Origin of the sequence: Kitasatospora griseola (genome assembly GCF_014648555.1) — a bacterium.
Taxonomy (GTDB): Bacteria; Actinomycetota; Actinomycetes; order Streptomycetales; family Streptomycetaceae; genus Kitasatospora; species Kitasatospora griseola.
Genome location: NZ_BMRI01000011.1, coordinates 25038 through 44858, shown reverse-complemented (window position 1 = coordinate 44858; position 19821 = coordinate 25038). Strand labels below are relative to the sequence as shown.

General features: G+C 74.3%; 16 protein-coding genes. 10 read left to right on the top strand and 6 right to left on the bottom strand.

What is annotated here, in order from left to right; translation table 11 throughout:
- The first annotated feature begins 185 nt into the window (after positions 1–185).
- Positions 186–434 carry a hypothetical protein gene (locus IEZ12_RS16145; RefSeq protein ID WP_189272669.1) on the top strand — a complete coding sequence of 83 codons (249 nt, stop codon included), beginning with the start codon at positions 186–188 and terminating at the stop codon, positions 432–434.
- 88 nt (positions 435–522) lie between these two features.
- Here the strand turns inward: IEZ12_RS16145 and ppc are convergent, their stop codons facing one another.
- Entirely contained in the window at positions 523–3321 is a 2799-nt protein-coding gene (gene ppc, locus IEZ12_RS16140) for a phosphoenolpyruvate carboxylase (protein WP_189272668.1), read from the bottom strand.
- Positions 3322–3552: 231 nt separating this feature from the next.
- Between ppc and IEZ12_RS16135 the strand changes: the two genes are divergently transcribed.
- Positions 3553–4824, top strand: a complete 1272-nt coding sequence (locus tag IEZ12_RS16135; RefSeq protein WP_189272667.1) for a sensor histidine kinase — start codon at positions 3553–3555, stop codon at positions 4822–4824.
- A gap of 7 nt (positions 4825–4831) precedes the next feature.
- Here IEZ12_RS16135 and IEZ12_RS16130 read toward each other — a convergent pair whose 3' ends face one another.
- A complete protein-coding gene (locus IEZ12_RS16130) occupies positions 4832–5290 on the bottom strand; it encodes an SUKH-3 domain-containing protein (RefSeq protein WP_189272666.1) in 459 nt (152 codons plus the stop codon).
- Between the two features lie 86 nt (positions 5291–5376).
- Complete coding sequence (locus IEZ12_RS16125) at positions 5377–5832, bottom strand: YwqJ-related putative deaminase (RefSeq protein WP_189272665.1); 456 nt, start codon at positions 5830–5832, stop codon at positions 5377–5379.
- Positions 5833–6150: 318 nt separating this feature from the next.
- Here IEZ12_RS16125 and IEZ12_RS16120 point away from each other — a divergent pair, with 318 nt between their 5' ends.
- From IEZ12_RS16120 to IEZ12_RS16090, 7 genes are all read left to right on the top strand, one after another.
- A complete protein-coding gene (locus tag IEZ12_RS16120; protein ID WP_189272664.1) occupies positions 6151–7254 on the top strand; it encodes a Gfo/Idh/MocA family protein in 1104 nt (367 codons plus the stop codon).
- Positions 7251–8285 carry an NAD-dependent epimerase/dehydratase family protein gene (locus IEZ12_RS16115; protein WP_189272663.1) on the top strand — a complete coding sequence of 345 codons (1035 nt, stop codon included), beginning with the start codon at positions 7251–7253 and terminating at the stop codon, positions 8283–8285. Before IEZ12_RS16120 ends, IEZ12_RS16115 begins: the two co-directional genes overlap by 4 nt.
- Positions 8286–8322: 37 nt before the next feature.
- On the top strand, positions 8323–9453 hold the full coding sequence (locus IEZ12_RS16110; RefSeq protein WP_189272662.1) for a DegT/DnrJ/EryC1/StrS family aminotransferase: 1131 nt from the start codon (positions 8323–8325) through the stop codon (positions 9451–9453).
- 105 nt (positions 9454–9558) lie between these two features.
- Positions 9559–10665, top strand: coding sequence for a DegT/DnrJ/EryC1/StrS family aminotransferase (locus IEZ12_RS16105; protein ID WP_189272661.1), 1107 nt, complete (start codon positions 9559–9561; stop codon positions 10663–10665).
- Positions 10666–10785: 120 nt separating this feature from the next.
- Positions 10786–11787, top strand: a complete 1002-nt coding sequence (locus IEZ12_RS16100; protein WP_043915762.1) for an SMI1/KNR4 family protein — start codon at positions 10786–10788, stop codon at positions 11785–11787.
- Positions 11788–11812: 25 nt separating this feature from the next.
- Positions 11813–14125 (top strand): SUKH-4 family immunity protein, encoded by a 2313-nt coding sequence (locus tag IEZ12_RS16095; RefSeq protein ID WP_308431040.1) that lies wholly within the window; start codon positions 11813–11815, stop codon positions 14123–14125.
- A 179-nt stretch (positions 14126–14304) separates the two neighbouring features.
- Positions 14305–15687 carry a coiled-coil domain-containing protein gene (locus IEZ12_RS16090; protein WP_189272660.1) on the top strand — a complete coding sequence of 461 codons (1383 nt, stop codon included), beginning with the start codon at positions 14305–14307 and terminating at the stop codon, positions 15685–15687.
- Between the two features lie 68 nt (positions 15688–15755).
- Here IEZ12_RS16090 and IEZ12_RS16085 read toward each other — a convergent pair whose 3' ends face one another.
- Both IEZ12_RS16085 and IEZ12_RS16080 read right to left on the bottom strand, forming a co-directional pair.
- Positions 15756–17000: a Dyp-type peroxidase gene (locus IEZ12_RS16085; protein ID WP_189272659.1), complete on the bottom strand. Its 1245-nt coding sequence runs from the start codon at positions 16998–17000 to the stop codon at positions 15756–15758.
- A gap of 7 nt (positions 17001–17007) precedes the next feature.
- Entirely contained in the window at positions 17008–17574 is a 567-nt protein-coding gene (locus IEZ12_RS16080; RefSeq protein ID WP_189272658.1) for a copper chaperone PCu(A)C, read from the bottom strand.
- 133 nt (positions 17575–17707) lie between these two features.
- Here IEZ12_RS16080 and IEZ12_RS16075 point away from each other — a divergent pair, with 133 nt between their 5' ends.
- On the top strand, positions 17708–18271 hold the full coding sequence (locus IEZ12_RS16075; RefSeq protein WP_189272657.1) for a copper resistance CopC family protein: 564 nt from the start codon (positions 17708–17710) through the stop codon (positions 18269–18271).
- A gap of 3 nt (positions 18272–18274) precedes the next feature.
- On the opposite strand, the gene IEZ12_RS16070 is transcribed toward IEZ12_RS16075, so the two are convergent.
- The gene (locus tag IEZ12_RS16070) at positions 18275–19555 is read right to left on the bottom strand and encodes a nucleotide sugar dehydrogenase (RefSeq protein WP_189272656.1); all 1281 of its coding nucleotides are present in this window, start codon (positions 19553–19555) and stop codon (positions 18275–18277) included.
- Between the last annotated feature and the right edge of the window lie 266 nt (positions 19556–19821).

Here is a 19821-nt window from a genome sequence, read left to right as displayed (position 1 = left end):
CGCCGACGGCCTGGAACGCGCCCAGCAGAACTACAACGCCTGACCTGCTTCGACCACCCTCCGTACACAACATTCATACAACGCTTGCCTCGTGGAAGCTGACTGATGGTCAGAACCCGCGCGGAATCGGATACCGTCGGTCCCGATCCACAAGGGTTGAAGTGCCGTCACTGGGGGTATGGAGCGTGATCCGCTCGAAGCGCGTGGGCAAGGTCGTCGGTGGCACCGTGCTGTGCCTGGCCGCCGGGGGGTTCGCCGCCTCGCCGGCGCTGGCCGCCGAACCCGTCAGCTCCGTCACCCCCGAGCCGGCCGCGGCCAAGCTCGCCCCGCCCACCGGCTCCGTCGGCTCGGCCGGCGTGTACGCCGTCGGCGGCGGCCTGGTGGTGGTGGCAGGCGGCGCGGCGACCTGGCTGCGCAAGCGCAAGAAGGCCTGACGCCCTTCCGGGCACCGCACGGACGAGGTCCGCCCCGCCGGGGATTCCCCCGCGGAGCGGACCTCGTCGTGCGTCCGGGCCCGGCCGGTCAGCCGGTGTTGCGCAGGCCGGCCGCGATGCCGTTGACGGTCAGCAGCAGGGCGCGGGCCCGCAGCGGGTCCTCGGGGCGGCCGAGCGCGACCTCCTCGCGCTGGCGGCGCAGCAGCGCCACCTGCAGGTAGGAGATCGGGTCGAGGTAGGCGTCGCGGACGGTGAACGTCTGCTTCAGGACCTCGTTGTGCTCCAGCAGCTCCGACTCGCCGGTCAGCCGCAGCACCTCACGCATCGTCAGGTCGTGCTCGGCGACGATCTGGTCGAACACGTGCCGCAGCTCGCCCGGCACCAGCTGCTCGACGTAGTGGCGGGCGATCCGCAGGTCGGTCTTGGCCAGCGTCATGGCGACGTTGGACAGGAAGTTGCGGAAGAAGTGCCAGTTCCCGTGCATCTCGTCGAGCACGTCCGACAGGCCCGCCGCGCGGGCCGCAGCCAGGCCGGAGCCGACGCCGTACCAGCCGGGGACGATCTGCCGGGACTGGGTCCAGCCGAACACCCACGGGATGGCCCGCAGGCCGTCCAGGCCCGCGCCGCTGTCGGGGCGCCGGGACGGGCGGGAGCCCAGGTGCAGCGAGGCCAGCTGGTCGACCGGGGTGGAGGCGAAGAAGTACTTCGGCAGGTCCTCCTGCTCCACCAGCCCCCGGTAGGCGGTGTGCGCGGCCTCCGAGACCCGGTCCATCGCCGCGTCCCAGCGGGCCAGCTCCTCCGGGGCCTGCCGAGGCGCGGTGTGCAGCGCGGACGCGGCCAGCGTGGCGGAGAGGGTCAGCTCCAGGTTCTCCCGGGCCAGCGACGGCAGCAGGTACTTGTCGGAGATCACCTCGCCCTGCTCGGTGACCTTGATCTCGCCCTCCAGGGTGCCCCACGGCTGGGCGAGGATCGCCTCGTGCGAGGGGCCGCCGCCGCGGCCCACGGTGCCGCCGCGGCCGTGGAACAGCCGCAGCCGGATCCCGTACCGGTGCGCGACGTCGCGCAGCCGGCGCTGGGCGCGGTGGATCTCCCACTGCGAGGTGGTGATGCCGCCGAACTTCGACGAGTCCGAGTAGCCGAGCATGACTTCCTGGACGTCGCCGCGCAGCGACACCAGCAGCCGGTACGACGGGTCGGCCAGCATCTCCTCCAGGATCCGGTCGGCCTGCTGGAGTTCGTCGGTGGTCTCCAGCAGCGGCACGATGCCGATCTTGGCGATCCCCGCGTGCAGGTCGATCAGCCCCGCCTCGCGGGCCAGCACCACGGCCGCGAACACGTCGTCCGCGCCCTGGCACATCGAGATGATGTACGACTCGACGATCTCGTCGCCGAACCGCTCGAAGCCCTGCCGGATGGTGCTGAACACGCCCAGCGTCTTGGCGCCCGCCGGGTCCAGCGGCGCCGGGGTCGGGGCCAGCGGACGGCGCGAGCGCATCTCCTTCGACAGCAGGCGCTGGCGGTACTCGCGCGGCATGTCGGTGTAGCGCCACGCCTCCTCGCCGAGCCGGTCGAACAGCTGGCCCAGCGCGTGGTGGTGCGCCTCGGCGTGCTCCCGGACGTCCATGGTGGCCAGCTGCAGGCCGAACGCCTCGATGGTGCGGATCGCCCGGGCCAGGCGGCCGTCCGCGATCAGGCCGCCGCGGTGGGCGCGCAGCGAGTCCTGGATCCGCTTCAGGTCGGCGATCAGGTCCCGGGTGCCGACGTAGTCGCGGCCGACCACGTGCGGCGTGCCGGCGGCCAGCCGGTCACGGGTGTTCTCCAGCTTGATCCGGATGCAGGTGGCCTTCAGCCGGTACGGCTCCTCGGCGTTCATCCGCTTGTACCGCGGGCTCAGCTCCGGAAGGTGCGTCAGATCGGCGTCCAGCGAGGCCAGCAGCTCCTCCGACGCGCCCGCCAGCCGCACCGACGTCGACAGCGACGCCCGCAGGTCGTCGATCGCCGCCAGCGCGTCCTTGATGCCGTACTCGTGCTGCAGGTTCAGCACGTCCCAGGTGACCTGCGGGGTGACGTTCGGGTTGCCGTCGCGGTCGCCGCCGATCCAGGTGCCGAAGGTCAGCGGGCGCACCCCCTCCGGCAGCGTCAGCCCGATCCGGGCGAGCTCCTCGTGCAGCTCCTCCAGCACCGCCGGCACCGCCTCGCGGTACAGCTCGTCCAGGTAGTAGACGGCGTTGCGGGCCTCGTCGGTCGGCTCCGGGCGGGCGATCCGCAACTCGTCGGTCTGCCACAGCAGGTCGATCACCTCGGCGAGGCGGCGGTCCGCCTGCCGGCGCGCCGACGTCTGCCGCGCCGAATCCACCTGGCCGGTCGCCGCCTGCTCGCGGTGGATCCGCTCCAGCAGCTCGCCGACCCGGCGCAGCTTGTTCAGCACGCTGCGACGCGCCGCCTCGGTCGGGTGCGCGGTGAACACCGGACGCACCGCGAGGTTCGCCAGCGTGTCCGACAGGTGCTTCGGGTCCGCCTCCTGCAACTGGTCGACGGTCTGCGCCAGCACCGAGCCCTCGCGGGCCCGACGCGACGCGAACTCCCGCCCGCGGTGCACCTGTTCGGTGACGTTCGCGAGATGGAAGTAGGTCGAGAAAGCGCGCACCAGCTTCGCGGCGGTGTCCAGGTCGATCGACGCCAGCAACTGGGCCGTCGCCTCGCCGTCCGTCCGGCTCAGCAGGCGCACCTGTTCGACCAGGCCCAGCAGTTCCGGGCCCTCCTGACGCACGAGAGTCTCTCCGAGCAGGTCGCCGAGGCGGCGGATGTCCGCACGGAGCGCGGCATTGTCTGCCGGGTCGGCGATCGGGGATGGGTTGTCCGCCGAAGTGGGGACCGGAGCGGTCACGGCTGGCTCCCTGTGGTGGTGGGGTGTTCGGCAACGGCTCTGCCATCACCGCAGTGCGGGTGACGGGTGCGGACCGCGCTGTCCGACGGGCAACAGCATAGGTGGCACCCGGTGCCAGAACGGAGAGGTGGCCGGATGGCGGACATGGAGGGAGCAGGTGCCCCCACGAGCGCCTGACTTCGCACCCTCCTGCGCCCCTGTGCGGCATTCCGCACTGCGTATGGTGTTCCCATGAGTAAGAAGCCGGCGGGGGACGGCCTGTGGTGGTGGGCGCGGAGGCGCAGCGCGGCGTTGGACGTGGCGTTGGCGCTGGCGGCGGCGACGGAGTGTGCGGCCGGGGCGTACGGGCTGGTCCGGGTGCGGTTGGACCTGGGCCTCGCGGCAGCCGTGGTCGGGGTGGTGCTCGGCACGCTCGCCGGCCTCTCGCTGCTGGTGCGGCGCCGGTGGCCGGTGCTGCCGGTGGTGGTGGCGCTGGTGTTCGTGCCGGGGTTCTTCGGTGTGGTGCTCCTGGTGGTGTCGTTGTACACGCTGGCGGCGACCTGGGAGTGGCCGTCGCGGCGGGCCCGGGTGATCGTGCTGTCGACGGTCGCCGCGGCGGAGACGTTCGGCATGGTGCTGCTGGCGATGTTCGCGCCGAACCCGTCGCCGCCGCAGGAGCCGCTGCCGCCGGGGTGGGTGCTGGTGATCGTGTCCGCGTTCGTCGCGGTGGGCATGGCGGTCGCCCCGGTGGTGACCGGCCTGTACATGGGGGCGCGGCGCCGCCTGGTGGTGTCGTTGCGGGACCGCGCGGAGGGCCTGGAGACGGAGTTGACGCTGCTCGCCGAGCAGGCCCGGGAGCGGGCCTGGCGGGCCCGGGTCGAGGAGCGGACGCTGATCGCCCGGGAGATGCACGACGTGGTCGCGCACCGGGTCAGCCTGATGGTGGTGCACGCGGCAGCGGTGGAACGGATCATTCCGAAGGACCCGGCGAGGGCCCGGCAGTCGGCGAACCTGATCGGCGAGGTCGGCCGGCAGGCGCTGGACGAGCTGCGGGAGATCCTCGGGGTGCTGCGGATGACCGAGGCGCAGGACCAGGTGGAGGCGCCGGTCGGCGGTCTCGGGGAGCTGCCGGAGCTGGTGGAGCAGTCCCGGGCGGCCGGCATGGCGGTCTCGCTGACCGTCAGCGGCGAGCACCTGGTGTACGTCGCGGAGGCCGAGCAGACCGCGTTCCGGGTGGTGCAGGAGGGGCTGACGAACGCCCACAAGTACGCGGGCGGGGCGCGGGTGGCGGTGCTGCTGGCGTACGTGCCGAACGGGGTGCGGGTGTCGGTGACCAACGACTGCCCCGGTGGTGCGGCCGTGCCGGTGGCGCTGCCGAGCGGCGGCAACGGGCTGGTCGGGATGCGCGAGCGGGTGCTGACGCTGGGCGGGATGTTCCACGCCGGGCCGGAGGACGACGGCGGCTTCCGGGTCGAGGCGGTGCTGCCGTCCCGGCTGCGGCTGGCCGTCGAGCCGCTGAACTGATCGGGCGTCAGCTCTCGGCGGTGCGCAGCCGGTGCGGGGCCAGGCCGAGCACCAGGGTGGCCAGCGCCTGGTCGACGCTGTGGCCGAGGAACCACTCGCCGGTGTGGTCGAGGCTGTAGACCCGGCCCTGCTCGTCGATGGCCAGCAGGGCCTGCCCGTACAGCTCCTCGCCGAGCGGGGCGAGCCGGGTGTCCAGGGCGCGGCCGAGGTCGACGAGGGTGCGCGGGGCGTGCAGGCCGCAGCGCGGGTCGAGCAGGAACGGGGTGCGGGCCAGGGTGCGGCCGGGGCCCGGGACGTCGAAGGCCAGGCCGCCGAACTCGGCCCAGGCCTCGATCGCGGCGGGGAACACCGAGTGCTGCGGGTCCCGCGGACCGCCGTGCGCGACCATCGCATCGGCCCACTGCTCGGCCTGGCGGATCTCCCACCGGCCCGGGTGCCAGCCGGCCTGCTTGAGGGCGGCGGCCACGTCGGCCGGGAAACGGGGCTGGGTGCGGACGGTGCTGGCGTTCAGGACGTGCTCCGGTGGTTCGGGGACGGGGACGAGGGGCGGGTTCAGCGGCCGGGCGGCGCGACCGCGACGACGGTCACGTTCAGATGATCCAGCAGCGGAGCGCAGGAACGGCACGGCGGCGCGTGCGTGCCGTGCGCGGGATCGCCCTCCTCGCGGATCCGCACCGTGGTCATCCGGGCCCCCTTCAGTGCCTTGCGGGCCTCCTGCACCGTCATCGGCTTGCGCGAGGCCCGCTTCGAGCGGGACCCGTCGACCTGCCCCAGGTACTGCGACAGCAGCGCCGGCTCCGGGCAGCGGCCGAGGAAGCGCTCGCGCCTGTCGACCGGCAGCGCGGCCAGGAACTCGCCGACCAGCGGGTGCAGCATCGGCGCCAGGTCGGACTTCTCCCCGGCGAGCGTGTGCACCTCGCCGCCGCGCAGCATCAGTGCCGCGGCCACCGCGGGCAGCAGGCTGTCGCGCTGGTGGCGCAACACGGGCGGCGGGCCCGACCGTTCCATGACTGCTCCTCGACGTTGTGCGGCGCACCGGCAGTTCTCTGCTGCCGGGGGTCTGCTGACGGACGGTGAATCCTCACCCCGAAGCGTCCAGCCTGCCAAACCGATCCGTCATTCGCCGCGCCGGGGTGCGACACGGGGGCGCACTGGGGTGTACGGAGGGCCGAACTGCCGTACCGCGCGCCCCTGGTGGCGTTCACCGGTTTTTCCGATTGTGCCTCGACGGGCCCGGCCGGGCCGGTACCGTTCGAGCGACGCGGCGGCAAGGGGGGTCTTGCAATGGGGTCGAACGTCGTGGCGCACGAGGCGCCTGGGGAACACGTGCCCACATCGGGCAGCACCGACCGAGCACCCGACCGGCGGATCGGACTGGCCGTCGTCGGAGCCGGCTACTGGGGTCCGAACCTGGTCCGCAACGCCCAACAGACCGCCGCCCTGCACCTGCACTGGCTGTGCGACCTGGACGAACAGCGCTCCCGCAAGGTCCTCGGCGAGTACTCCACCGTCGCCGCCACCACCTCCTTCGACCAGGTGCTGGCCGACGACCGGGTGCAGGCCGTCGCCATCGCCACCCCCGCCGCCGCCCACCACCGCCTGGCCCGGGCCGCCCTGGAGGCCGGCAAGCACGTCCTGGTGGAGAAGCCGATCACCACCACCGTCGAGGAGGCCGCCGACCTGGTGGCCCTCGCCGAGGAGCGCGGCCTGGTCCTGATGTGCGACCACACCTTCTGCTACACCCCCGTGGTGCGCCGCATCCGCGAACTGGTCCACGCGGGCGAGATCGGCGACGTCCAGTTCTTCGACTCGGTCCGGATCAACCTCGGACTCGTCCAACCGGACGTCGACGTGCTGTGGGACCTCGCCCCGCACGACCTGTCCATCCTCGACTTCGTCCTGCCGCCCGGCGTCGAACCCGTCGGCGTCAGCGCCCAGGCCGCCGACCCGATCGGCGCGGGCCGCGCCTGCGTCGCCTACCTGACGCTGCGCCTGTCCAACGGCGCGCTCGCCCACTGCCACGTCAACTGGCTCTCCCCGACCAAGGTCCGCACCACCCTGATCGGCGGCTCCCGCCGCACCCTGGTCTGGGACGACCTCAACCCGCAGGCGCGCCTGGCGATCCACGACCGCGGCGTCGACCTCACCCCGCCCGACGAACTCACCGACGCCATCCGGCACCGCGCCCTGATCTCCTACCGGGTCGGCGACATGGTCGCCCCCGCCCTGGTCGAACAGGAAGCCCTGCGCAACGTGATGGCCGAATTCGCCGCCGCCATCGACGAGGGCCGCCGCCCGCTCACCGACGGCCGGGCCGGCCTGCGCGTGCTGCGCCTGCTGCACGCCGCCTCCCTCAGCCTCGAACTCGGCGGCGCGACCGTCCCCGTCCCCGTCACCGATTTCGCCCAGGAGAGGGCCGCAGTCCGATGAACGCCGCCGTTCCGCTCGAAGGATCCCGCTGCCTGGTCACCGGCGGCGCCGGAACCATCGGCTCCACCGTCGTCGACCAGCTGATCGAGGCCGGCGCCCGCGAGGTCGTGGTGCTCGACAACTTCGTCCGCGGCCGCACCGAGAACCTGGCCCGCGCCCGCGAACTCGCCGCCCCCGGCCAACTGACCGTGGTGGACGGCGACATCCGCGACCGCGCCCTGCTGCGCGAACTCCTCGCCCCCGGCACTGACGCGCTCTTCCACCTCGCCGCGATCCGGATCACCCAGTGCGCGGCCGAACCCCGGCTCGCGCTGGAGATCATGGTGGACGGGACCTTCGACGTGGTGGAGGCCGCGGCCGAGACGGGCGTCCGCAAGGTCGTCGCCTCCTCCACCGCGTCCGTCTACGGCCTGGCCGACGTCTTCCCGACGCCGGAGAGCCAGCACCCGTACCACAACGACACCCTGTACGGGGCCGCCAAGGTCTTCAACGAAGGCCTGCTGCGCAGCTTCCACGCCATGTACGGCCTGGACTACGTCGCCCTGCGGTACTTCAACGTGTACGGCCCCCGGATGGACGTGCACGGCCGCTACACCGAGGTCTTCATCCGCTGGATGGAACGCATCGCCGCCGGACAACCGCCGCTGATCTTCGGCGACGGCGCCCAGACCATGGACTTCGTCTACACCGAGGACATCGCCCGCGCCAACCTGCTCGCCGCCACCGCCCCCGTCACCGACCGGGTCTACAACATCGCCTCCGGCACCGAGGTCTCCCTGCGCGGCCTCGCGGACGCGCTGCTGGAGGCCATGGAGTCGGACCTCCACGTCGAGCACGGGCCCGCCCGCGACACCGCCGGCGGCGTGGTCCGGCGGCTCGCGGACATCTCCGCCGCCGAACGCGATCTCGGCTGGAAGCCGGAGCTGGGGCTGACGGACGGGCTGCGGAGGCTGGTCGGCTGGTGGCAGGGCGAGACAGCGGGGGCGCGGAGCGGAAGGAACCTGCCGGAAGGCTCGCCGCGGCACGAGTGACCTGTCCGTGGGCGCGACCCAGCGAAGGAGCAACCCGATGTCCACCATCCCCGTCATGATCCCGTGGCTCGGCGAGGAAGAAGCCCGGGCCGCCGCCGAAGCCGTCCGCTCGGGCTGGGTCGCGCAGGGCCCTCGCGTCGCCGAGTTCGAGCGGGCGTTCGCCGAGGCCGTGGGCGTGCCGCACGCCGTCGCGGTCTCCTCCTGCACCACCGCCCTGCACCTGGCGCTGGTGGGCGCCGGCCTCGGCCCCGGCGACGAGGTCGTCGTCCCGTCGCTGTCCTTCATCGCCACCGCCAACGCCGTCACCTACGTCGGCGCGACCCCCGTCTTCGCGGACGTCGACCCGGCCACCGGCAACCTCACCCCCGAGACCGTCGCCCCGCTGCTCACCGACCGCACCCGTGCGGTGATCGCCGTCGACCAGGGCGGCGTCCCCGTCGACCTGGACGCCATCGAGGAGCTGGCCCGGCCGCGCGGCATCGCGGTGATCGAGGACGCCGCGTGCGCCGCGGGCTCCGTCCACCGCGGCCGCCCGGCCGGTGCGGGCGCGGACCTCGCCGCGTTCTCCTTCCACCCGCGCAAGCTGCTCACCACCGGCGAGGGCGGCATGGTCACCTGCCAGGACGGCGAACTCGCGGCCCGACTGCGGCGGTTGCGGGAGCACGGCATGAGCGTCTCGGCCGCGGACCGGCACGCCGGGACGGGCGGGGCGGCCGTGCTGGAGACGTACGACGAGATCGGCTTCAACCACCGGATGACCGACGTCCAGGCGGCGATCGGGCTGGTGCAGCTCGGGAAGCTTCCGGCGATGGTCGCCCGACGGCGCGAACTCGCCGCTGGGTACCGGGAGTTGCTGGGCGCGGAGCTCGCGGGGCGGCTGGTGGCCGAGCCGGCGTACGGCACGTCCAACTTCCAGTCGCTGTGGCTGCTGCTGCCGGACGGGGCGCCGGACCGGGGGCAGGTGCTGGCTGCGATGGCGGCGGAGGGGGTCTCGGCGCGGCGGGGGATCATGGCCGCGCATCTGGAGACGCCGTACAAGGGCGCGGCGAGGGTGCCGTTGCCCGTCACGGAACTGCTGACGTCGCGGACCTTGATCCTGCCGCTGTTCCACTCGTTGACGGGGGAGCAGCAGGAGCGCGTCGTTGCCGCGCTGAAGGGAGCGCTCTGACCGCTCGCGGCGCTCGCACGTGCACGTCGTCCTCTCCGGCGCGATCTTTCCGATATCGGTCTTCCGGCTTCTCGCAGCCCCCCGAGCCCTTGGTGGTGAACCCCAGTGAACGACATTCCCCTGGTCGATCTGCACGCCTCCCACGCCGAGATCGCCGACGAGGTCCGTGCGGGCTTCGAGGCGGTGCTGGCGAGCGGGGCCTACATCAAGGGGCCCGAGGTGGCCGCGTTCGAGCGGGAGTTCGCGGGGTTCTGCGGGGTCGGGCACGCCGTGGGGACGGCGAACGGGACGGATGCGCTCGAACTTGCGCTGCGGGCGCTGGAGTTGGAGCCGGGGGGCGGGGTGGTGCTGCCGGCGAACACGTTCGTGGCGACGGCGGAGGCGGTGGTGCGGGCGGGGCTGGCGCCGGTGCTGGTGGACGTGGACGAGGAGCACCTGCTGATCGACGTCGAGCAGGCAGCCGAGCGGGTGCGGGGGGCCGTCGCAGTGATGCCGGTGCACCTGAACGGTCAACTCGCCCCGATGGAGCGGGTGTTGGAGGTCGCGGACGGGCTTCCGGTGGTGGAGGACGGGGCGCAGTCGCAGGGGGCGGCGCGGCACGGGCGGGTGTCGGGGAGCTGGGGGCGGATCTCGGCGACGAGCTTCTACCCGGGGAAGAACCTGGGCGCGTACGGGGACGCGGGCGCGGTGGTGACGGACGAGGCCGAGCTCGCCGAGGCAGTGCGGCTGATCGGGGATCACGGCTCGGCGCGGAAGTACGTGCACGAGCGGTTCGGGTTCAACTCGCGGATGGACACCCTGCAGGCGGTGGTGCTGCGCAGCAAGTTGCGGCGGCTGCCGGCGTGGAACGAGGCCCGGCGGGCGGCCGCCGAGCGGTACGACAAGCTGTTGGGCGGGCTGGAGGGGGTCGCGTTGCCGCGGACGCTGCCCGGCAACGAGCACGTCTGGCACCTGTACGCGGTGCGGATCGAGCGGGACCGGGACGGGGTGCTCGCGGAGTTGCAGCAGGCCGGGATCGGGGCAGGCGTGCACTATCCGGTGCCGGTGCACCTGCAGCCGGCGTTCCGGCAGCTGGGGTACGGGGAGGGCGCGTTCCCGGTCACCGAGCGGGCCGCCGGGCAGTTGCTCACGCTGCCGATGTTCCCGCAGCTCACCGAGGGGCAGCAGGTGCGGGTGGCGGAGACGCTGGCCGCCGCGGTGCGCCGTCGCTGACGTGGCGTCGGCACCCGGCCGGGCGGGCTTCGGTCGGGTACCCCCGTGACCCCGAACGCGGACGGTCGTTGCCCTACCCTGGTCTCCGAGGATTTCGGCTTCTGCTGTGGGGGACCCCAGATGACGACAGGTCGGCCCGGCGCCGCCGCCGTGCCCAACGCGGCCTACGCGGGCCAGGTGGTGCAGTTCCCGGACCCGGTCCGGGCCGAGCGGCACCCCGGGGGCGTGCGGGTCGACGAGCACGGGTACCCGGACTTCTCGCCGTACGCGGCCGCCGCCGCCGAGGTCGCCGACCCGCCGGAGGGCTTCGGCGTGGACGAGCTGCGGCTCACCGACTACGTGTCGGCGAACGCCGCGCTCTACACCCAGGGCCACGAGCTGTGGGCCGACCTGGACACCGCCGTCGCCACCCCGCCCGGCTGGACGTGGCACCACGTGGTCGGCCGCGCCCCCGCGGGCTGGCGGCGGATGGAGCTGGTCCCGGTCGAGGTGAAGGCGCTGCTGCGGCACCACGGCGGCCTGGCGATCTCCACCGCCGACCACACCCGGCGCGGCACCCGCCCGCTCCAGGAGCGCCGCGCCGTGCACTTCCCGCTGGCGAAGGACGGCGGCGACCCGCTGGTCGTCACCGAGGACCTGGTGCAGCGCGCCGAGCAGCGCCTGGGCCACCCGCTGCCGCCGGTGTACCGCGACTTCCTGAAGCTGGCCGGCGGCCGCGGCCCGGTCGGCGCCGCGCTGGACGTCGACCTCGGCCTGCTGGTCGACCAGCCGTTCCTCACCCTCAGCGAGGAGTACGGCGTCCAGGACCTGGTGTACGCCAACAAGTGCCTGCGCGACCACCTGACCAAGGACTACCTGGCGGTCGCCTACCAGCAGGGCGGCCTGCTCGCCCTCAAGGTCCGCGGCGAGCAGACCGGTTCGGTCTGGTTCCTGCCCTACGACGACGCCCGCGACGAGGGCGCGGACGAGTCCCCGGAGCAGCGGGTGGCCCGGCTGCTGCTGCCCTGCGGCGACAGCTTCGACGCCTTCCTGCTGCGGCTCGCGGGCAGCCCCCCGGAGCTGGAGACCGTCGCCGAACTCATGGTGGACGGCGGCTTCGCGCGCGCCGTCCCGGTGAACTGACCGAACGACAGGGGTGGGACGAGACGTGGTGACCACGTACGCGCAGGCTCAGGAGACCGCCGAGGACTGGATCAACGCCGGTGTGCCGCGCTCGCTCCAACGCGAGGTGCGGGTCCGGGAGTTCGACCTCGGCTACGTCTGCTGGGCGGTGGACGGCAGCGAGCACGCCGGCGGGACCGGCAGCTCGCCGCGGCTGGTGATCGCCCGCGACAGCGGCGTCAGCATGCTCTGGCCGCCGCTGCCGATCAACGAGGTGGTCCGCCAGTTCGAGGAGCTGTACGGGACGCCCGCCGAGCCCAACCCGGCCGGTGCCGCCAAGCCGGTGCGCGGGGCGGTCGAGGCGACGTCCTTCCTGCTCAGCCCGCCGCAGTGGCTGCAGGACGCGGGCGCCGCCGCGGTGGCCGCCGAGGCCGCGCAGCTGGCCGCGCCGCCGGTGCCGGCTGCGCCGGTGCCGCCCGCGCCGGTGCCGCCCGCGCCGGTGCCGCCCGCGCCGGTGCCGGCTGCCGCCGGCCCGGGGGAGGGTCCCGAGCACTTCCCGCAGGCCGCTACGCCCGCTCCCGGCGCGCCCGTGCCGCCGCCGTTCCCGGTGGGCGGCCCGTCGACCCCGGTGCCCGGGGTGCCGGTGCCGCCGCCGATGCCCGCGCCGGTCGGGGCGACGCCGCCGTTCCCGGTGGGCGCTCCGTCGACTCCCGTCCCCGGCACGCCCGTTCCGCCGGACGCGCCCGCGCCGTCGATCGACTACGCGCCGACCATGCTGGCCACCGACGGCCCGCCCGGGCTGATGGGGCTGCCCGGTGCGCCCGGCACGCCCGCGCAGGGGGTGCAGCTCGGCCGGTCCGGTCCGACCGCTCCGCCGCCGCCCCCGCCGAACGACCTGCTGCCGTCCTCGGGCGGCCCCGCGCCCGTCGGGCTCGGCCGGTCCGGTCCGACTGCTCCGCCGCCGCCCCCGCCGAACGACCTGCTGCCCCCGGGCGGCGGCCCTGTGCCGGGCCCCGGCGGTCGTGGCGGCCCCGGCGCGCCGCCGCCGCCCGCACCCGCGGAGCTGCGCGGCGACGTTGGTGCACCGGTCGTGCCGCCGGCCGCCCCGGCGTCCGAAGCCGCCGCAGTCGCGTACCAGGCGACGCAGCTGGCCCCGGCGATCGAGCTGCCGCCGACGGGCGGTCCGGCGACGCCGCCGTTCCCGCCGGGACCGCAGCAGGGCGCCCCGTTCCAGGCCCCGCCGCCGTTCCCCGGTCCGCCGCAGGGTGCGCCGCCGCAGGCGCCCGGGCCGTTCCCGGGCGCGCCCGTGCCGCCGCCGCAGCCGGGTCCGGGTTTCCCGCCGCCGGGGCCCGGCCCCGCGCCGGCCGCCCCGCTGCCGCCGCCCGGTGTGCCGACCATCGGCCCCGGCACCACCGCCGTGGTCAACTACCGGGCGCCGGACGGCTCCGAGCGGAGCCTGGTGATGACGTCCGAGCCCGGCACCCCGCACCCGGAGTGGAAGGCGCTGCAGGAGCTGCGCCGGATCGGCGTGCCCGCCGACCAGGTGCTGGAGGTGCACACCGACCTGGAGCTGTGCGACCTGCCCGGCGGCTACTGCGCCCGGATGGTGAAGGCGTCCTGGCCGAACGCGCGGATCAGCCACACCGCCCCGTACGGCCGGGACACCGCGGCCCGGCAGGCCGGCATGGCGGTGCTGAGCGAGCACGTCGAGCAGCTGCACCAGCTGGTGTCCGCGCCGCCGCGCCCGCGCACCCAGCGGGTGCCGCTGCCGCCGCCCGGCTCGGTGCCGCCGCTGCCGCCGATGGTGCCGCAGCAGCTGGCCGCCGAACTGGGCCAGCTGTTCGGTCCGGGCGTGTTCCGGTTCGAGCAGCGCGCGGTGGCCCGGCAGGGCGTGCCGGACGCGGTGGCCCAGACCCTGATGTGGGTCGGCCTGCCGCGCGAGTTCCCGCCGTTCTTCTGGGCGCAGGCCCAGGAGGGCCGGCCGATCCCGACGCTGGCCGAGCTGGCCGCCGAGCGCGGGCTGCCGCCCGGCCCGGACTTCGGCGGCTACCTGGTGCTCGGCAACGACTACGGCCGGCAGCTGTGCGTCCAGTACGGCACCGCCGCGGTGGTCGCCGTGGACATCGAGAACCCGGCCGAGCCGCCGCGGTTCGTCAACACCGGTGTCCCGGAGTTCGTACGCTGCCTGACCGTGCTGGCCCGGATGTGGCATCTGCGACACGGCCTCACGCCCGAGCAGGCCGGCCGCTGGACCACCGACTTCCAGGCCCAGCTGCTGGCGGCCGATCCGGCCGCCGTGCACACGCCCGAGAGCTGGTGGGCCGTCCTGGTCGAACAGCTCTGGGACGGCCTGCTGTAAGGCATGTCCGACGATTCCTCGCCCCGTCCGCGCGGCCGGTTCGCCCGGCCGCGCGGTGGCGGCCTGTTTGGTTTGCGTTCGTATCTGCGCAAAATAGGTCAATGGGACGGACCGTCCTTCCCACCGAACCACGCACCCGGCGGGGCTGCGCAGCCCGCGAGCACGAGGAGAACAGCCGAATGAGCGACGCCGTGTCCCAGTACGGCTTCACCGTCTCCCGGCGCGGCTACGCGCCCGACCAGGTCGAGGCGGCCGTCACCGCGCTCAGTCGCGAACGGGACGAGGCCTGGGAACGCCTCAGCGTGCTCGGCACCGGCCTGCGTGAGATGGAGAAGCGCCTCGCCGACATCCAGCAGGCCGCCGAGGACGCCCCCGACCCCGACTTCACCGAGCTCAGCGAGCAGGCCGCGATCCTGCTGAAGATCGCGCAGAACGAGGCCGAGGCGATCCACACCAAGGCCAAGCGCTCCGGCGAGGACGCCCGGGACGCCGCCCACGAGGCCGGAGAGTCCGCGGCCAAGGACGCCAAGCAGTTCTCCGCCAAGCAGCGCGAGGACGCCGACCGGTTCGCCCGGGGCGCCGACGAGCGCAGCCGCGCCGAGGCCGAGCGGATCCGCGCCCAGGCCGATGCCGAGGCCCGCGCCGTGGTGCACGCCGCGACCGGCCACGCCGCCCGGATCCGGGTCTCCGCCGCCGACGCCTCCGAGCAGTCCGAGGTCACCCTCGCCGAGCGCCGCCGCAAGGCCGACGAGGAGTTCGCCACCGCCGAGGCCGACGCGGACGCGGTCGTCGCCAAGATCACCGCCGCCGCCGAGGCCAAGGTCAAGGACGCCGAGCAGCACCGCGAGGCGATGCTCGCCGAGGCCCGCCGCCTCGACACCCAGGCCCAGGCCAAGGCCGACGCCGAGCTCGCCGCCGCCAAGGAGAAGGCCGCCCGGATCAAGCTCGCCAGCGAGCGCGAGCAGGTCGACTTCACCAAGCGCCTCGACAAGGTCCAGACCCACCTCGACCACATCAAGGGCACCCTGGCCTCGCTCACCGGCGCCGCCGTCGGCGCGATCGAGGAGGAGCCCGAGGACGGGAAGCCGGCCGCCGCGCCGAAGGCCGACCTCACCAAGGGCCCGGTCGCCACCGCCACCAAGCCGGCCGTCGAGAAGCCCAAGCCGGCCGTCGACCAGCCGACCGCGGTGCTCGACCGCATCGAGGACCAGCCGACCGCCGTCCTCGACCGCGTCGACCAGCCGACCGCCGTGCTCGACCGCGTCGAGGGCCGGCCGGAGGCCAAGCCGCAGGCCGCCGACCCGCGCAAGCCCTACACCCCGACCGTGGCCGAGCCCCCGGCGCCGCCCGTCAAGCCCGCCAGCTTCGCCAAGGACCCGCTGCCCCCCAAGCCCGAGACCCCGCCCGCGCCGTCGGCGGCACCGCTCGCCGCGCCCGCGCCGTCGGCGGCCGCGGCCGCGCCGGAGGCGGAGACCCGCATCGTCCCCAAGATCGTCATCGTCGACGACGGGCTGAACCACGACACCCGCCCGAACCGCGACCGGATCCAGCGCCGGGGCTGAGCCCCGCGCCGCGGAACGCCACCGCCCCGCTCGGCAGCCGTCCGAGCGGGGCGGTGTGTTCTCCGCGGTCAGCCCAGCAGGGTCTGGCCGATCCAGCCGCCGGGCGCGCAGCCGGGCGGGATCGCGAAGACGGCCGAGCCGATCGGGGTGGTCCACTGGTTGAGCAGATCGGACGCGGCGAGGGCGCGCTGGATGGGCAGGAACTGCCCGGCGACGTCCCGTTGGAAGGACGCGAACAGCAGACCGGTGTCGGGGGTGCCGTCCGCGGCCGGGGCGTCGTCGTAGTTGAACGGGCGGCGGAAGATCTGCTGCCGGGGATCGGCCACGTGGGCCCGCCGGACGTGGGCGAACTCGGAGATGACCGGCAGGCCGAACGCGTCCCGGGCGGCGAAGTCGGGCGGGTCCGTCTCGGCGGCGCCGGTGAGCGGGGCGCCGGTGCCGAGGGTCCGGCCGATCGAGAACTCCTTGGCCCTGGTGTCGGCGGCGTCCCAGGTCTCCAGCTCCATGCGGATGCGCCGCAGCACCATGGTGGTGCCGCCGCGCAGCCACTCCGGGCCGTCCTCGGCCCACACCGCCCCGTCGAAGACGTCGCTGCCGGGCGCCGGGTTGACGGTGCCGTCGATCTGGCCCATCAGGTTGCGCTGGGTGACGCCGTCCTCCTGGACGCCGCGCCCGCGCCGGAAACCGCGCTGGGCCCAGCGCAGCCGGGCGAAGGTGCGGGCGTCCTTGACCAGCATCCGCTGGGCGTGCGCCACGGTGAGCGGATCGTCGGCGCAGATCTGGATCAGCAGGTCGCCGCCGCACCAGTGGTCCTGGAGCCGGTCGATGGAGAACACCGGCAGGGGCGCCAGCGAAGCGGGCCGCCGGTCGTCCAGCCCGGCGGCGGTGAAGAAGCCCGGGCCGAAGCCGAAGGTGACGGTCAACCGGGCGGGCAGCTCGGCGAGTTCGGCCTCGGTGTCGGCGAGCGCCGGCACGCCCCCGGTGAGCCGGGCGGCGTCGTCGGTGAGCAGCCGCATCATCCGGCCCAGGGCCGCGCGGTCCGTTCCGCCGTCCAGGTCGAAGCCGAGGAACACGGCGTGGGCCTGGGCGGGGGTGTCGATCCCCGCCTGGTGCGGCCCGTGGAACGGGACCTTCTGGACGCCGTACCCGGGCGGCTGCGGCCGGGAGTCCCCGGTGCCGCGGCCGGCCGCGGCGGCACCGACGCCGGCCCCGGCCAGCGCCCCGCCGAGGGCGAGCGCGCCGCCGGCCAGCAGTCGGCGACGACCGACCGCGGCGGCGGCGGGTGCGACGAGGTCGGTGGGGCTGCTGTCCATGGGGAGCTCAGCCCTTCGTCATGCCGGCGTTGTAGTCCTCCTTGGCGCCCGCGAACGCCTTGGCGACGGCGGTGAACTTCAGCGTCCGGCCGTCGTCGAGGGTCAGCGTCACGGTGACTTCGTCGCCCGGCTTCACGGCCTTGGTCAGGCCCATCAGCATCACGTGGTCGGAGCCAGGCTTGAGTTCGTGGCTCGCGTTCGCCGGGATGACGAAGCCGCCCGCCTTCTGCCGCATGGTCGGCTTGCCGTCCACATCCGCGACCTCGTGCAGCTCGGTCTTCGCCGACACCGTCGAGGTGCCGGACACCACGGTGACCTTGGCGCCCGTGGTGTTGACCAGGGTGGCGAACACGCCGGTCATCTCGGTGTTGGAGGCCTTCACCCACGGGTCCTTGACCGTCAGGGGCGCCGCGTCGGCCGTGACGGCCGTGCTCGGCGAGGCCTTGGCCGGGGACGACGAGTCGCCGCTGCCGCAGGCGACGAGCGCGGAGAGGGATATCGCCCCGAGGGCCGTGGCGGCGACGAGGCGGCGCAGGCGGGGGGAGCGGCCCGGAACGGTGGTGGTGGTCGGCATGGCGTGCATCGGCTTTCGACTCGGTCGCGGGCGTGGTGGTGTCCCGCGGTTACCGCAGTGGTCGGACCGCACGGACCGGAAGTTCCCGGCATCTCGCGGGAACTTCCCGCGGGCCGCCGCCGACCACTGCCGTGTGAAGCCCCGAGTCCCCTCCCGCCCGGCGGCGGTGCCGTTCCTCACCGCACTGCTGCTGGCCGCGCTGTCCGTCCTCGCGCCCGCACCGCGGGCCCAGGCGCACGCGCAGCTGCTCGCCTCCAGCCCGGCCGCGGACTCCGTGACGGCCGAGTCGCCGACGGCGGTGACGCTGAGCTTCGACAGCCCGGTGCAGCCCGGCTACACCACCGTCGCGGTCCTCGGCACCGACGGGACGCCGTACACCGACGGCCCGCCGACCGCGCTCAACGGCCAGGTGCAGCAGAAGCTCGGCCGCCTGCCGAAGGGCGCCATCCAGGTCGTCTGGCGGGCCGTCGCAGCCGACGGGGCGCCGCTCCAGGGCCGCTTCACCTTCACCAACGCCGACGACACCGCCCCCGTCCAACCGCCCCCGCGCCCCTCGACGCCCGCGGCCCCGCCCGCCGCGGCCCCCGCCGCCCAGGACAGCGCGGACTGGCCGTGGTGGGCGGCGGCCGGCGGCCTGTCGGTCGCGGCGGTGGCGGCCGTGGCCGTCCTGGTGCGCCGGCCGTCCCGAGGCCGATGAGGCTCAGAGCACCTCGACGGACGCCCCCGTCAGGCGGTGGCGGCAGTCCAGGACGTACTGGGCGTGGGCGGTGACGGCGGCGTAGTCGAACTCGTCGTGGTCGGCGAGCAGGACGACCGCGTCGGCGGCGGCCAGTTCCTCGGGGGTGGCCTCGACCCGCTGGACGGTGGCGAGCGGGCCCGCGTCGTGCGGTTCGGCGACGTGGACGCCGGCGACCACGTGCGGGTCGGCGGCGCGGACTTCGGCGCCCTGGCGGGTGAGGAGCTCGACGATCCGGGCGGCCGGGGTCTCCCGGGCGTCGCCGGTGTTCTTCTTGTAGGCCAGGCCGAGCAGCAGCACCCGGGAGCCGTTGACGCTGCGGCGGCGCTGGTTGAGGGCCTCGGCGAGGCGGCGGACCACGTAGTCCGGCATGTGGCTGTTGACGTCGTTGGCGAGCTCGACGAAACGGAACGACTGGCCGAGCGCGCGCTCCACCCGCCAGGACAGGTACGAGGGGTCGATCGGCAGGCAGTGGCCGCCGACGCCGGGGCCGGGCGTGAAGCGCAGGAAGCCGAACGGCTTGGTGGAGGCCGCGTCGATGGCCTCCCAGACGTCGATGTCGAGGTCGTGCGCGAACATCGCCAGCTCGTTGACCAGGGCGATGTTGACGTGCCGGAAGGTGTTCTCCAGCAGCTTGGTCAGCTCCGCCTCCTTGCAGGAGGAGACCGGCACGGTGCGCTCCACCAGCTGCCCGTAGAAGCCGGCCACCGCGGCCAGCCCGTCCGGCGTGGTGCCGGAGACCACCTTAGGGGTGTTCTCCAGCTTCCACTGCGGGTTGCCGGGGTCGATCCGCTCGGGGCTGTAGCCGAGGTGGAAGTCGGCGCCCGCGCGCAGCCCGGAGCCGGCCTCCAGCAGCGGGGCGAGCAGTTCCTCGGTGGTGCCCGGGTAGGTGGTGGACTCCAGCACCACCGTCGCGCCGCGCTTCAGGTGCCGGGCCAGCAGCTTCGCGGACGCCTCGATGAACGACAGGTCGGGCACGCCGTCGCGCAGCGGCGTCGGGACGGTGATCACCGCGATGTCGAAGTCCGCGACGTCGGCGGGGTCGGCGGTGGGCAGGTAGCGGCCGCCGTCCAGCAGCGGTCGCAGCCGCTCGCCGGGGATGTCCTCCACGTACGACTCGCCGACCGCCAGCCGCTTGATCCGGCGTTCGTCCACGTCGTACCCGACGACCTGGTGGCCCACCTCGGCGGCGCGGACCGCGAGCGGGAGACCGACATAGCCCTGACCTGCGATGACGATGCGCATGACGAACCCAACCCCCTGGAAAGACCGGTGTCCCCACACCTTCTTCACATGAGAGTACGGAGCCCCGGCCGTCGCGCGGGCCGCTTCGCCGGAAGTGGCCGGAGGCCGGCGTGCCGACGCCGAGATCTCGCGGCGCCCGCCCCAGGCGGACGCCGCGAGTCCCGGCGTGAGTGGCACGGGCGCCCCCACCCAGGGTCGCCCGGCCTTCGCACTCCCGACCCCCATCGAGGTGCGATCGCGCTTCCGCAGCCATCCCCCACGGTTGG

Bases quoted from the DNA above. Each gene is read 5' to 3' on its own strand.
- IEZ12_RS16070 (WP_189272656.1), bottom strand. From the start codon at position 19,555: ATGCGCATCGTCATCGCAGGTCAGGGCTATGTCGGTCTCCCGCTCGCG.
- IEZ12_RS16125 (WP_189272665.1), bottom strand. From the start codon at position 5,832: ATGGAACGGTCGGGCCCGCCGCCCGTGTTGCGCCACCAGCGCGACAGC.
- IEZ12_RS16090 (WP_189272660.1), top strand. From the start codon at position 14,305: ATGAGCGACGCCGTGTCCCAGTACGGCTTCACCGTCTCCCGGCGCGGC.
- IEZ12_RS16115 (WP_189272663.1), top strand. From the start codon at position 7,251: ATGAACGCCGCCGTTCCGCTCGAAGGATCCCGCTGCCTGGTCACCGGC.
- IEZ12_RS16100 (WP_043915762.1), top strand. From the start codon at position 10,786: ATGACGACAGGTCGGCCCGGCGCCGCCGCCGTGCCCAACGCGGCCTAC.
- IEZ12_RS16085 (WP_189272659.1), bottom strand. From the start codon at position 17,000: ATGGACAGCAGCCCCACCGACCTCGTCGCACCCGCCGCCGCCGCGGTC.
- IEZ12_RS16080 (WP_189272658.1), bottom strand. From the start codon at position 17,574: ATGCCGACCACCACCACCGTTCCGGGCCGCTCCCCCCGCCTGCGCCGC.
- IEZ12_RS16135 (WP_189272667.1), top strand. From the start codon at position 3,553: ATGAGTAAGAAGCCGGCGGGGGACGGCCTGTGGTGGTGGGCGCGGAGG.
- IEZ12_RS16110 (WP_189272662.1), top strand. From the start codon at position 8,323: ATGTCCACCATCCCCGTCATGATCCCGTGGCTCGGCGAGGAAGAAGCC.